Here is a 12,851-nt window from a genome sequence, read left to right as displayed (position 1 = left end):
CTTATGCAACTCCGAAGAACGTCTGAGCCTTCCGCACGGCCGCGACCAGTGCGTCGACCTCGTCGAGAGTGTTGTAGACGGCGAAGGACGCCCGCGCGGTCGCGGCGACCCCGAAGCGGCGGTGCAGCGGCCACGCGCAGTGGTGCCCGACCCGGATGGCGACACCCTGGTCGTCGAGGATCTGGCCCACGTCGTGGGCGTGTACCCCGTCGACGACGAACGACACCGCGCCACCGCGATCCACGTTCTCGGTGGGTCCGATGATCCGCACGCCATCGATCGCGCCGAGGCCTTCGAGCGCGGCACCGGTGAGCGCGTGCTCGTGGGCGGCGATCGCGTCCATGCCGAGGTTCTCGAGATACCGCACCGCGGCGGCGAGTCCGACGACCTGCGAGGTCATCGGGGTGCCCGCCTCGAAGCGCTGCGGCGGCGGCGCGTAGGTGGTCTTCTCCATCGTGACGGTCTCGATCATCGACCCGCCCGTGATGAACGGCGGGGTCTCCTCGAGCAGCGCGCGACGGCCGTACAGGCCGCCCACACCCATCGGGCCGAGCATCTTGTGCCCGGAGAACGCGGCGAAATCGACACCGAGTTCACGGAAGTTCACCGCCGTGTGCGGCACCGACTGGCAGGCGTCGAGCACGACCAGCGCGCCGACTTCCTTTGCCCGCCGGACCAATTCGGCCACCGGCGCCACCGCACCCGTCACGTTCGACTGGTGGGTGAACGCGAGAACCTTTGTCGCGGAGGACAGTTCGAGCGAATCCAGATCGATGCGTCCGTCGTCGGTCACCCCGTACCACTTGAGGGTGGCACCGGTACGACGCGCGAGTTCCTGCCACGGAACGAGATTCGCGTGGTGTTCGAGTTCGGTGATGACGATCTCGTCGCCGGGTCCGACCTTGTACGGGAACCGGTCGTCACCGAAGGCGTTGGCCACCAGGTTCAGCGACTCGGTCGCGTTCTTGGTGAACACGATCTCGCCCGCGTCGGCACCGACGAAGCGCGCGATGACCTCCCGCGCGTCCTCATAGGAGTCGGTGGCCTCCTCGGCGAGCTGATGCGCACCGCGGTGCACCGCCGAGTTGCGGGTGAGCAGGAAGTCACGCTCGGCGTCGAGCACCTGCAGCGGACGCTGCGAGGTGGCACCGGAATCCAGGTACACCAACGGTTTCCCGTCCCGCACCGTGCGGTGCAGGATGGGGAAGTCGGCCCGGATGCGGGCCACGTCGAGGGCCGACCCCGAGACGGACACAGCGGTCATGGTCGTCAGGCTCCAGTGGTCGCGGACGTGAAGCGCACGTAGCCGTTCGCGTCGAGTTCCTCGGCCAGCTCGGAGCCGCCTTCGGCGACGATGCGGCCGTTGACGAACACGTGCACGAAGTCGGGCTTGATGTAGCGCAGGATGCGGGTGTAGTGCGTGATCAGCAGGACGCCGCCGTCCTCGCGATCCTTGTAGCGGTTCACGCCGTCGGAGACGATGCGCAGCGCGTCGACGTCGAGGCCGGAGTCGGTCTCGTCGAGGATCGCGATCTTCGGCTTGAGCAGGCCGAGCTGCAGCACCTCGTGGCGCTTCTTCTCGCCACCGGAGAAGCCCTCGTTCACCGAGCGGTCGGCGAAGGCCGAGTCGATGTCGAGCTCCTTCATCGACTCCTTCACCTCCTTGACCCAGGTGCGCAGCTTCGGCGCCTCACCGCGCACGGCGGTGGCGGCGGTGCGCAGGAAGTTCGACATCGAGACACCGGGGACCTCGACCGGGTACTGCATGGCCAGGAACAGGCCCGCGCGGGCACGCTCGTCGACCGACATGTCCAGGACGTTCTCGCCGTCGAGGGTGATGGTGCCCTGGGTGACGGTGTACTTGGGGTGTCCGGCGATCACGTAGGACAGCGTGGACTTGCCCGAGCCGTTGGGGCCCATGATGGCGTGCGTCTCGCCGGACTTCACCGTGAGGTTCACACCGTTGAGGATCTGCTTGGACTCACCCTCGGGGGTGGTGATCTCCGCGTGCAGGTCCTTGATTTCCAAGGTGGTCATCGAATTCGAATCCTTCGTTGCAGTAAGTGGGTGTCAGATACCGACAGTGGCGAGTTCGGCCTCGATGGCCGCCTCGAGCCGCTCCCGGACCTCGGGGACCGTGACCTTCTGGATGATCTCGAAGAAGAAGCCACGCACGACCAGGCGGCGGGCGACGTCCTCGGGGATGCCACGAGCGCGCAGGTAGAACAGCTGCTCGTCGTCGAAGCGGCCGGTGGCACTGGCGTGTCCGGCACCGGCGATCTCACCGGTCTCGATCTCCAGGTTCGGCACCGAATCGGCGCGGGCGCCGTCGGTGAGCACCAGGTTGCGGTTCGCCTCGTAGGTGTCGGTGCCCTCGGCCGCGGCGCGGATCAGCACGTCGCCGATCCAGACCGTGCGGGCGTCGCCCTTCGGCGAGGACGGGTCACCCTGCAGCGCACCCTTGTACAGCACGTTGGACTTGCAGTTGGGCTCGGCGTGATCGACCAGCAGCCGCTGCTCGAAATGCTGGCCCGCGTCGGCGAAGTACAGACCGAACAGCTCGGCCTCGCCGCCGGGACCGGCGTAGCGCACGGTGCCCGACAGGCGGACCAGGTCGCCGCCGAGGGTCGCCGACACGTGCCGCAGGTTCGCGTCGCGACCCAGCTTCAGGTGATGCGCGGTGACGTGCACGGCGTCGTCGGCCCATTCCTGGACGGCGACGACGGTGAGCTTGGCGCTGTCACCGAGCACGAATTCGACGTTCTCGGCGTAGGTTCCGCTGCCGCGCTGATCGAGCACGATCGTGGCGACGGCGAAGTTGTCCAGCCGGATCTGCAGGTGGCCGTAGGCGGTTTTGCCCTCGCCCGGACCGGTGATGGTCACGGTGACGGGGTCGGAAACCTCGGTCTCCTTGCCGACGGTGATGACCGTGGCCGTCTCGAAGCCCGAGTAGGCCTGGGCGGCAACACGATCGGCGGGGGTACCGGCCTGGCCGAGGCGGGCGTCGGTGCGGTCGACCGTTTCCACGGTGACACCGGCGACCTCGCTCACCTCGACGGTGGCCTGACCGTCACGCACGGCCGTACCGTCGTGCAGGCCGCGCAGCCGACGCAGCGGGGTGAACCGCCACGCCTCGTCGCGACCCGACGGGATCTCGAATGCGTCCACGTCGAACGAGGTGAAGACCTCGCCCTTGTTGACCGCGGCGCCCGCGCCCGGGTTCTGGGTCGGCGTCTCGAGCGTCGACATCAGCCCACGGCCCCTTCCATCTGCAGCTCGATGAGCCGGTTCAGTTCCAGTGCGTATTCCATCGGCAGTTCCTTGGCGATGGGCTCCACGAAGCCGCGCACCACCATGGCCATCGCCTCGTCCTCGGTGAGACCGCGGCTCATCAGGTAGAACAGCTGATCCTCGGACACCTTGGAGACCGTGGCCTCATGGCCCATGGTCACATCGTCCTCGCGGATGTCGACGTAGGGGTAGGTGTCGGAGCGACTGATCGTGTCGACCAGCAGCGCGTCACACTTCACCGTCGACTTGGAGCCGTAGGCGCCCTTGTTGACCTGGACCAGGCCGCGGTACGACGCGCGACCGCCGCCACGCGCCACCGACTTCGACACGATGGTCGAGGAGGTGTGCGGGGCCAGGTGCAGCATCTTGGCGCCGGTGTCCTGGTGCTGGCCGGGGCCGGCGAACGCGACGGACAGGACCTCGCCGTGCGCGTGCTCACCGGTCATCCAGACCGCCGGGTACTTCATGGTGACCTTGGAGCCGATGTTGCCGTCGACCCACTCCATGGTGGCGCCCGCCTCCGCCTTGGCCCGCTTGGTGACCAGGTTGTAGACGTTGTTGGACCAGTTCTGGATGGTCGTGTAGCGGCAGCGGCCGCCCTTCTTCACGATGATCTCGACGACCGCGGAGTGCAGCGAGTCGGACTTGTAGATCGGCGCGGTGCAGCCCTCGACGTAGTGGACGTAGGCGTCCTCGTCGACGATGATCAGCGTCCGCTCGAACTGGCCCATGTTCTCGGTGTTGATCCGGAAGTAGGCCTGCAGCGGGATGTCGACGTGCACGCCCGGCGGCACGTAGATGAACGAGCCACCCGACCACACGGCGGTGTTGAGCGCGGAGAACTTGTTGTCACCGGCGGGGATCACCGAGCCGAAGTACTCCTGGAAGATCTCCGGGTGCTCCTTGAGCGCGGTGTCGGTGTCGAGGAAGATGACGCCCTGCTTCTCCAGGTCCTCGCGGATGGAGTGGTAGACGACCTCGGACTCGTACTGCGCGGCGACACCGGACACGAGGCGCTGCTTCTCGGCCTCGGGGATGCCCAGCTTGTCGTAGGTGTTCTTGATGTCCTCGGGCAGGTCTTCCCAGCTCTCGGCCTGCTTCTCCGACGAGCGAACGAAGTACTTGATGTTGTCGAAGTCGATGCCGTCGAGGTTGGAGCCCCAGTTCGGCATGGGCTTGCGGTCGAAGATGCGCAGCGCCTTGAGGCGGATGTCGAGCATCCACTCGGGCTCGCTCTTCTTGGCCGAGATGTCGCGAACGACAGCCTCCGACAGGCCGCGTTGCGCACTGGCGCCCGCGACATCCGAATCGGACCAGCCGTAACCGTAGTTGCCCAGCGAGGCAATGGTTTCGTCCTGGGTCAGCGGTTGCACCTGGTCGGTGGTTGTCGTCATTCGGCACTCCTTCCGGAGTCGTTGCTTCGTTCCGCCGCGGGCTGTGCGGCGGATGGGATTTTCGGCACCGCGACCAGCGGCACATGGGTGGTGCAGGCGCAATCGCCGTTGGCGATCGTCGCAAGTCGCTGCACGTGGGTGCCGAGCAGGTCGCGGAAAGCGTCCAGTTCGGCGGCGCACAGCTGCGGGAACTCCTCGGCCACGTGGGCCACCGGGCAATGATGCTGGCAGATCTGCACACCGGCACCCACCTGGCGGGTGGTCGCGGCGAAACCGGCGTCGGCGAACGCCTCGGCGATCTCCTCGACCTTGGCCTCGATCACGGGGGCACTGTGCTCGGCGACCGGCTCGATGCCGTCGACGATAGTGCGCACCCGTTTGCGGGCGAACTCGCTGATCGCCTCGTCGCCACCGATCTCACCGAGCTGACGGATGGCGGCACCGGCCAGGTCGTCGTAGGCATGGCCGAGGTTGCCACGCCCGGCGGCGGTGAGCTGGTATTGCTTGGCGGGCCTGCCGCGGCCCTTCTGCTGCCACGGCGCCGACCGGCTCGCGCGCGCCTGACCTGCGTCGATCAGCGCGTCGAGGTGCCTGCGCACCCCCGCGGGGGCGAGCCCGAGTTCGGCACTGATGGCGGTGGCGGTGATGGGACCCTGCTCGAGCAGCAACTGGACGATGGCCGCCCGGGTCTGCCCTTCGTGCGCGGGCACAGCAGACGACCGGGTGCCGGTCGTCTTACGACCGGTCCCTTCCACGCCTGTCCGCAAACCCACGGTTTTCACAACACCAGTGTGGCGGAATTACTTCCCTAAATCTAATAAGGGTCACCTTGCCAAGGGCACCCTGACCTGCGACGAAGACATCACACCACCGCTGCGCCTCCGCAAAACCCCAGGTGCAGCCCACACCTTCCGACCCTCTCGCCCACCACGGGGTGACTCATCGCACACCCGGGCCGATCTCCTCACGACCCGGCGAGCAACCCCGAGAGCAGCACGGACTCCAGCTCAGCGGGGAGAGAGAGGGTGGGTGGCCGGGCCTTCGATAACGGCGCCGTCGGGCTCGAAGCGGGAGCCGTGCAGAGGGCAGTCCCAGGTACGTTCGGCGTCGTTCCAATGCAGGATGCCGCCCAGGTGGGGGCAGATCGCGGAGATCTCGGTGGTGACGCCGTCGACGGTGGAGACCGCGGTGGGATGCAGCCCGTGGCGCTCGACGCGGCCGCAGCCTTCCGGCGGGATCGTGTGCTCGTCGGCGCCGAGCAGGTGCAGCCAGCCGGTGGACAGGTACCGGGCGACAGTCGCGTTGGCGCGGGCGCCCGCCGGGAGGGAGGCGACTTCGCCGAGCCGCCAGGCGGAGAGAGTGTCGGCCCATTTCGGAGCGTCGCCGGTGATGCGCCCCGCGAGGGCGAGCGCGGCGGCGGCGCCGTTGGTGAAACCCCACTTGGCGAACCCGGTGGCGACGAGAACCTCCTCGCGGCCCGGAACGAGCGGGCCGACGTAGGGAAGTTCGCCGACGGGGTGGTAGTCCTGCGCCGACCAGCGGTGCAGCAGTTCCGCGCCGGGGAACCACCGACCGGTCCAGTCGAGCAGGTCCCGCACGTGGGCCTCCGCGGAATCCTCGCGACCCACCTCGTGACCGCTGCCGCCGACCAGGAGCACGTCGTCGGCCGGGTAGCGGCGCAGCGACCGGATCGGTTGTCCCGCACTGATGTACATCTCCTCCGGCACCGGCCCGGGCACCTTGAACGCAGCCAGATAGGAGCGCTGGGCGGTGACGCGGGCGAAGTAGCCACCCCGGTCGAAAATCGGCGTTCCGGTCGCGACGACGACGTTGTTCGCATCCACCTCGCCGTGTTCGGTGTCTATCACCACCCGGCCGTCGTGGTGACGAAGCCGTTGTGCGCGCGTCGATTCGAAGATCGACCCGCCCTGGGTCTCGACTTCGGCGGCGAGGGCGGCCAGAAAGGCCATCGGGTTGAGCTGGGCCTGCTCGCGCAGCCGCACGGCGCCGTGGAGGGGGAACGGAACATCGACGTCGTCGACCAGGTCGGTGGGCAAGCCGGCCGACCGCGTCGCCTCGAATTCCGCCCGGACAGCGGACATCTCGGATTCGTTCTGGGCATAGGTGTAGGCGGCCACGCGCTCGACGGCGAGGTCGCGTCCGGCGCAGAAATCCAGCAGCCAGTCGAAACCGTCGAGATTGGCGGCGACGTAGCGCGAGAGGGTCGCGATGCCGTGCCTACGGGCGATGGTCTGGGCCCGGGTGCCTTGCAGGAGCGAGACTTTCGCCGTCGACGCGGCCGTGGTGCCCGCGCCGACTCGTTTCGCCTCGATCACCGCCACCTCGCGGCCACGCTGGGCCAGCAGCAGCGCGGTCGTCAACCCGACGATCCCCGCGCCGAGGACGACGGTGTCGAAGCGCGAACCGGGGGTCAGCCGTAACCGGGCGGGGACTTCGGCGTTGTTCAACCACAGAGACGTCATGAGGAGCGCATAGCCCGGCCTGGCCGGTCGAAACCGGACACGCCAACCGGACCGCCGCACCACTCGGCCGACCCGTGCGCCTCGCCGAGGTGCAGATCGTCTGCCGTCGCCGGGGAACGTGGTGAGCCGCCGACCGACGACGTTCGCACAGCCCGGCTCGTGTCGGTGACTCATGGCACGATGACCATGTGTCACACCCGCCCGCACAGACGTGCGTCCGCCACCCCGATCGCCAAACCGGCCTCGCCTGCACCCGCTGCGGGCGGCCCGCCTGCCCCGAATGCCTGCGGCCGGCCGCCGTCGGCCAGCACTGTGTGGACTGCGTCCGGCAGGGTCAGCGCGACGTGCGGCCGGTGCGCACCGTCGCGGGCGCGCGGGCGGGTGCCTCGCCGGTGCCGATGGTGACCTACGGGCTGATCGCGATCAATGTCCTGGTCTACCTGGTGACCGCGGCGCAGGCGGGCAACCCGATGCAGAACCATCGGGGCTCGTCGGTGTTCGGCGAGTTCGTGCTGGTGCCGCTGCTGGTCGCCGACGGTGAATGGTGGCGGGTGCTCGGTTCGGGGTTCCTGCACTACGGCGCGATCCATCTGTTGGTCAACATGTTCGCGCTCTACGTCGTCGGCCGCGATCTCGAGCAGGTGCTCGGCCGGGTCACCTATGCATGCCTGTATCTGGTCTCGTTGCTGGGTGGTTCGGCGGCGGTGATGGCGCTCTCGGATGCCTACACCATGACCGCGGGCGCGTCGGGCGCGGTGTACGGCCTGTTCGGCGCTGTGACGGTGACGCTGATCCGGTTGCGGCAGAGCCCGACCCCGATGCTGGTGGTGATCGGCGTCAACGTGCTGATCAGCTTCTCGCTGCCGGGGATCTCGCTGTGGGGTCACCTCGGCGGGCTCGCGGCCGGCACGCTCAGCGCGCTGGGCATCCTGTTCGTCCCCGGCTGGCTGTCGGCGCGGGATCTGCGGTCGGCGCAGCGCATCGGATGGATCGCGATGGGCGTCGTCACGGTGCTCTGCCTGGCCGTCATCGTCGCCGCCGCCCTCTGGTTGCGCACGCAACCGGTGTTCGTCGTTCCCGCGGCACTCAGCACGCCCGCCTGATTCGCGCTGGTCGGGGCGTTGCGCCGACCGGTGACACAACGATCGCGGCCGGGGCAACTAGGCTTCGACCCCGTGGCGGTACTGGAGGGCGCGGCGCGCAAGACACTGGCGTTCGGGCGGCGAGCCCTCGGGTTCGACGTGCCCGCGCCCGATCACACCGTCGCGGCCCTGCACCGCGACGAGACCGAGGTCCCCGGCCTCGACAAACGCGAACGCGCCCAGCTGGACCGCATCCGGTTGATGGGTGCCACCGGCGCCGTGCTGATGGCCATCGCCGCGCTCGGCATCGGCGCACAGCCCGTGCACCAGAATCCGGTCTCCGGTGTGCGGGTGCTCGGGATCTTCGCCCGCGCGCACACGGGGTCGCTGGCGATGTGCATGTTCGGCACCGTGCTGGTGATCGGGGCATGGTTGCTGTTGGGCCGCTTCGCGATCGGCGGGCTGGCCGGATCGCCACTGCACCGGCTCACCCGGTCCCAGCTCGACCGGACGTTGCTGCTGTGGATCATCCCGCTGTCGGTGGCACCGCCGATGTTCAGCAACGATGTCTACTCCTACCTGGCCCAGAGCGAGATCGCCGCGCGCGGCATCGACCCGTACGCCGAAGGGCCCGTCGCCGGGCTCGGGATCGACAATGTCCTCACCAACAATGTGCCGACCATCTGGCGTGACACACCGGCGCCCTACGGCCCGCTGTTCCTGTGGATCGGTCGCGGTATCGCCGAGCTGACCGGCGACAACATCATCGCAGGCGTGTGGGTGCACCGGCTGCTCGCACTCGCGGGCGTCGCCTTGATCGTGTGGGCGCTGCCCCGGCTCTCGGTGCGCTGCGGGGTGGCGCCGGTGAGCGCGCTGTGGCTCGGCGCGGCCAACCCGCTCGTGCTGTTCCACCTGGTCGGCGGTGTGCACAACGACGCGCTGATGATCGGTCTGATGCTGGCGGGCATGGAGCTCACGCTGCGCGCCATCTACGGCGACGGCGGCAGGCGCGACACCCTCAACGGCCACCTGCCACCGCTGGACGCACGCGGTTACGCCCTACTGATCGCCGGCGCGGTGGTGATCACGCTGTCGTCATCGATCAAGTTCACCTCCATCATCGCGCTCGGCTTCGTCGGGATGGCGCTGGCACGGCGCTGGGGCGGCAGCCTGCTCGCCGTCGTCAAGGCCGCCGCCCTGCTCGGGGTGATCGCCGGGGCGACAACGCTTTTCGTGAGCTGGGCCAGCGGACTCGGCTTCGGGTGGGTGTTCACCCTCAGCGTCGCCAACGCGGTGCGCAGCTGGATGTCGCTGCCGACGGTGATCGGCGTCATCACCGGTTTCGGCGGGGTGCTGCTCGGGCTCGGCGACCACACCACGGCACTGCTGTCGATCACCCGGCCCATCGCGGGACTGGTCGCGGGCTATGTGACGGTGCGGATGCTGGTGGCGACCGGCACCGGCCGCCTGCATCCGGTGGGTGCGCTCGGTGTGTCCCTCGGCGCGATCGTGCTGCTCTTCCCCGTGGTCCAGCCCTGGTACCTGCTGTGGGCGATCGTCCCGCTCGCCGCCTGGGCCACGCAACCGGTTTTCCGCGTGCCCGCCGTGGCGTTCTCGGCGGTGGTGTCGATGCTCGTCATGCCGCGTGGTGCCGAATTCCAGGTCTTCCAGATCATCGGCGCCGCCCTGGCGGCCGCGGTGTGCTTCGCGCTGTTCTACGTCCTCACCCGGCACACCCTGCCGTGGCGGGCCCAGGCGGGGGTGTCGGCTCCGTCACAGGAGGCCACGGCTTACCGTGTCACATCGTGACGAGAAGCCCGGGACCCGCCGTTAGCGTCGACGGCGTGGTCAAGCGCTACGGCGACACCACCGCGGTCGACGGCCTGCGTTTCGACGTGGAGCAGGCGCAGGTTTTCGCGCTGCTAGGCCCCAACGGCGCGGGCAAGACCACCACCGTCGAGATGTGCGAGGGCTTCGTGCGCCCGGACGCGGGCACGGTCCGCGTGCTCGGCCTCGACCCGATCGCCGACTCCGAACTGCTGCGGCCACGCATCGGCGTGATGTTGCAGGGCGGTGGCGCCTACCCCGGTGCCCGCGCGGGCGAGATGCTCGACCTGGTCGCCGCCTATTCCGCCGACCCCATCGACCCCGACTGGCTGCTGCGCACCCTCGGGCTGCAGGACAACCGGCGCACCCCCTACCGGCGCCTCTCGGGCGGTCAGCAACAACGCCTCGCCCTCGCCTGCGCCCTGGTCGGCAGGCCGGAGATCGTGTTCCTCGACGAGCCGACCGCCGGTCTGGACGCCCAGGCCAGGCTGATCGTGTGGGAACTGATCGACGCCCTGCGCCGCGACGGGGTGAGCGTCGTGCTCACCACGCACATGATGGACGAGGCCGAACAGCTCGCCGACCAGCTCGTCATCATCGACCACGGTGAGATCGTCGCCCAGGGCACCCCGGCCGAGGTCACCGCGCACGGCGCCGCCGGTCAGCTGAGGTTCTGCGCCCCACCGAAACTCGATATCGAGCTGCTGAAATCGGCCCTGCCCGAAGGGTTCTCGCCGCACGAGACCACGCCTGGCACCTACCTGGTCGAAGGCGAGATCACCCCGCAAGTACTGGCGACGGTGACCGCATGGTGCGCACGGATGGACGTGCTCGCCACCGACATCCGCATCGATCAGCGACGCCTCGAGGACGTCTTCCTCGAACTCACCGGACGGGACCTGCGCGGATGACCGAGACCGTGAGCCGGTTCCAGCCCGGCACCTTCACCCCCGACCCGCGCCCCGCCTCGCGCGCCGCGATGCTCGTCGCGCAGACCACGCTCGAGCTGAAACTGTTGCTGCGCAACGGCGAACAGCTGCTGCTCACCATGTTCATCCCGATCACCCTGCTGATCGGGCTCACCCTGCTGCCGTTCGGTGATCTGGGCGCGGACCGCGTGAACCGGGTCGTGCCGATGGTGATGATGACGGCGGTGATGTCGACCGCGTTCACCGGTCAGGCCATCGCGGTGGGCTTCGACCGCCGCTACGGCGCCCTCAAACGGCTCGGCGCCACCCCGTTGCCACGCTGGGGTGTGATCGCGGGCAAATGCGCCGCAGTGCTGATCGTGGTGGTGTTGCAGGCGGTGCTGCTCGGGGCGATCGGGATGGCGCTCGGATGGCGTCCCGGTGCGGGCGGCCTGGCCCTCGGCGCGCTGGTGATCGCACTCGGCACGGCGACCTTCGCGGCGATGGGTCTGCTGCTCGGCGGCACGCTCAAGGCCGAGATCGTCCTCGCCCTGGCGAATATTCTGTGGTTCGTCATGCTCGGTATCGCCAGTCTCGTACTGGTCGACACCGTGCCCGCCGCGCTGACGGTGATCGCGCGCCTGGTTCCCTCCGGCGCACTGGCCTACGCACTGGAAGCGGCACTGGCCGGGTCGATCGACTGGTTCGGCGTCGCGGTACTCGCGGTGTGGGGCGTGGTGTGCGGGTCACTGGCCACCCGGCTGTTCCGCTTCCACTGACGTGACCAACGACGCACTGTAGTAGCCCGGGTATCGAGCGGGAAACGCCTGCCAGTACCATCGTGACGTGCTGTATCGCGCCTTCATCGGCCTCGTCGACCGGCTGCCACTCCCCTCGCTGCGGACCCAGCGGCTCATCGCCCTCGCGGTGATTCTGAGCCAGGCCGGGATCTCGGTGACCGGCGCGATCGTGCGCGTCACCGCGTCCGGTCTCGGCTGCCCCACCTGGCCGCAGTGCTTCCCCGGCAGCTTCACCCCCGTCGGGGTGTCGGAAGTGCCGGTGCTGCATCAGACCGTCGAATTCGGCAACCGACTGCTCACCTTCGTGGTGACGCTGTGCGCGGCGCTGATCGTGCTGGCCGTCGTCCGGGCCCGCCGTCGCAAGGAAGTCCTCGTCTACGCCTGGCTGATGCCCGGCGGCACCGTCGTGCAGGCGATCATCGGCGGCATCACCGTGCGCACCGGCCTGCTGTGGTGGACCGTGGCCGTGCACCTGCTCGCCTCGATGGTGATGGTGTGGCTGGCGGTGGTGCTGTACGCGAAGATCGGTCAGCCCGACGACGGCATCGACACCGTGCAGGTGCCCGCTCCCCTGCGCTGGCTCACCGCGCTCAGTGGCGTGGCGCTGGCGGGTGTGCTGATCGCGGGCACGCTGGTCACCGCCGCCGGACCGCATGCCGGTGACAAGAGCATCGATCGGCCGGTCGCACGCCTCGAGGTGGAGATCGTCACCCTGGTGCACCTGCACTCGCAGTTGCTCATCGGGTACCTGGCCCTGCTCATCGGCCTGGCCTTCGGCCTCTACGCCGTCGGCATCACCCCCGCGATCCGCAAGCGCCTGTTCGTGCTGCTCGGGATCGTCCTGTCCCAGGCTCTGGTCGGTGTCGTCCAGTACTTCACCGACGTCCCCGCCGCCCTTGTCGCCATCCACGTCGGTGGCGCCGCGGCCTGCACCGCCGCCACCGCGGCCCTGTGGGCATCCCTGCGCATCAGAGAGACCGTCGACGCCCCCGCCGTCTCCGCAGCGGCGACGCACTGACGACCGGCTCCCGAAAAGCACCCGGTCGCCGCACCCTCACATCGTGAG

At 68.9% G+C, this 12,851-nt stretch carries 11 protein-coding genes; 5 read left to right on the top strand and 6 right to left on the bottom strand.

Going from position 1 to position 12,851, the window contains the following annotated elements:
• Window position 1 precedes the first annotated feature (1 nt).
• The 6 genes from LDL21_RS16005 to LDL21_RS15980 form a co-directional block, all read right to left on the bottom strand.
• Window positions 2-1,264, bottom strand: coding sequence for a cysteine desulfurase (locus tag LDL21_RS16005; RefSeq protein WP_225280691.1), 1,263 nt, complete (start codon window positions 1,262-1,264; stop codon window positions 2-4).
• A gap of 5 nt (window positions 1,265-1,269) precedes the next feature.
• A complete protein-coding gene (sufC, locus tag LDL21_RS16000) occupies window positions 1,270-2,037 on the bottom strand; it encodes a Fe-S cluster assembly ATPase SufC (protein WP_067493704.1) in 768 nt (255 codons plus the stop codon).
• A gap of 33 nt (window positions 2,038-2,070) precedes the next feature.
• Window positions 2,071-3,249, bottom strand: a complete 1,179-nt coding sequence (sufD, locus tag LDL21_RS15995) for a Fe-S cluster assembly protein SufD (RefSeq protein ID WP_181698059.1) — start codon at window positions 3,247-3,249, stop codon at window positions 2,071-2,073.
• Entirely contained in the window at window positions 3,249-4,685 is a 1,437-nt protein-coding gene (sufB, locus tag LDL21_RS15990; protein ID WP_181698058.1) for a Fe-S cluster assembly protein SufB, read from the bottom strand. The genes sufD and sufB overlap by 1 nt, the downstream gene beginning before the upstream one ends.
• On the bottom strand, window positions 4,682-5,458 hold the full coding sequence (locus LDL21_RS15985) for a helix-turn-helix transcriptional regulator (protein ID WP_370465769.1): 777 nt from the start codon (window positions 5,456-5,458) through the stop codon (window positions 4,682-4,684). The genes sufB and LDL21_RS15985 overlap by 4 nt, the downstream gene beginning before the upstream one ends.
• 234 nt (window positions 5,459-5,692) lie before the next feature.
• The gene (locus tag LDL21_RS15980) at window positions 5,693-7,168 is read right to left on the bottom strand and encodes an FAD-dependent oxidoreductase (protein ID WP_225280690.1); all 1,476 of its coding nucleotides are present in this window, start codon (window positions 7,166-7,168) and stop codon (window positions 5,693-5,695) included.
• Window positions 7,169-7,356: 188 nt separating this feature from the next.
• Between LDL21_RS15980 and LDL21_RS15975 the strand changes: the two genes are divergently transcribed.
• The 5 genes from LDL21_RS15975 (at window position 7,357) to LDL21_RS15955 (ending at window position 12,803) form a co-directional block, all read left to right on the top strand.
• Complete coding sequence (locus tag LDL21_RS15975; RefSeq protein WP_225280689.1) at window positions 7,357-8,271, top strand: rhomboid family intramembrane serine protease; 915 nt, start codon at window positions 7,357-7,359, stop codon at window positions 8,269-8,271.
• Between the two features lie 72 nt (window positions 8,272-8,343).
• A complete protein-coding gene (gene mptB / locus LDL21_RS15970) occupies window positions 8,344-10,059 on the top strand; it encodes a polyprenol phosphomannose-dependent alpha 1,6 mannosyltransferase MptB (protein ID WP_181698055.1) in 1,716 nt (571 codons plus the stop codon).
• Window positions 10,053-10,988: an ABC transporter ATP-binding protein gene (locus LDL21_RS15965; protein WP_225280835.1), complete on the top strand. Its 936-nt coding sequence runs from the start codon at window positions 10,053-10,055 to the stop codon at window positions 10,986-10,988. The genes mptB and LDL21_RS15965 overlap by 7 nt, the downstream gene beginning before the upstream one ends.
• Complete coding sequence (locus tag LDL21_RS15960; RefSeq protein WP_225280688.1) at window positions 10,985-11,764, top strand: ABC transporter permease; 780 nt, start codon at window positions 10,985-10,987, stop codon at window positions 11,762-11,764. The genes LDL21_RS15965 and LDL21_RS15960 overlap by 4 nt, the downstream gene beginning before the upstream one ends.
• Before the next feature lie 67 nt (window positions 11,765-11,831).
• Window positions 11,832-12,803, top strand: a complete 972-nt coding sequence (locus LDL21_RS15955; protein WP_225280687.1) for a COX15/CtaA family protein — start codon at window positions 11,832-11,834, stop codon at window positions 12,801-12,803.
• Window positions 12,804-12,851: the final 48 nt, after the last annotated feature.

This window comes from Nocardia rosealba (assembly GCF_020216065.1).
Lineage (GTDB): Bacteria > Actinomycetota > Actinomycetes > Mycobacteriales > Mycobacteriaceae > Nocardia > Nocardia rosealba.
Note: the sequence above shows the minus strand (reverse complement) of the source record. Positions and strands in the feature narration are given on the sequence as shown.

Coding starts and splice junctions, on each gene's coding strand:
- LDL21_RS16005 (WP_225280691.1), bottom strand. CDS start 1,264: ATGACCGCTGTGTCCGTCTCGGGGTCGGCCCTCGACGTGGCCCGCATC.
- sufC (WP_067493704.1), bottom strand. CDS start 2,037: ATGACCACCTTGGAAATCAAGGACCTGCACGCGGAGATCACCACCCCC.
- sufD (WP_181698059.1), bottom strand. CDS start 3,249: ATGTCGACGCTCGAGACGCCGACCCAGAACCCGGGCGCGGGCGCCGCG.
- sufB (WP_181698058.1), bottom strand. CDS start 4,685: ATGACGACAACCACCGACCAGGTGCAACCGCTGACCCAGGACGAAACC.
- LDL21_RS15980 (WP_225280690.1), bottom strand. CDS start 7,168: ATGACGTCTCTGTGGTTGAACAACGCCGAAGTCCCCGCCCGGTTACGG.
- LDL21_RS15960 (WP_225280688.1), top strand. CDS start 10,985: ATGACCGAGACCGTGAGCCGGTTCCAGCCCGGCACCTTCACCCCCGAC.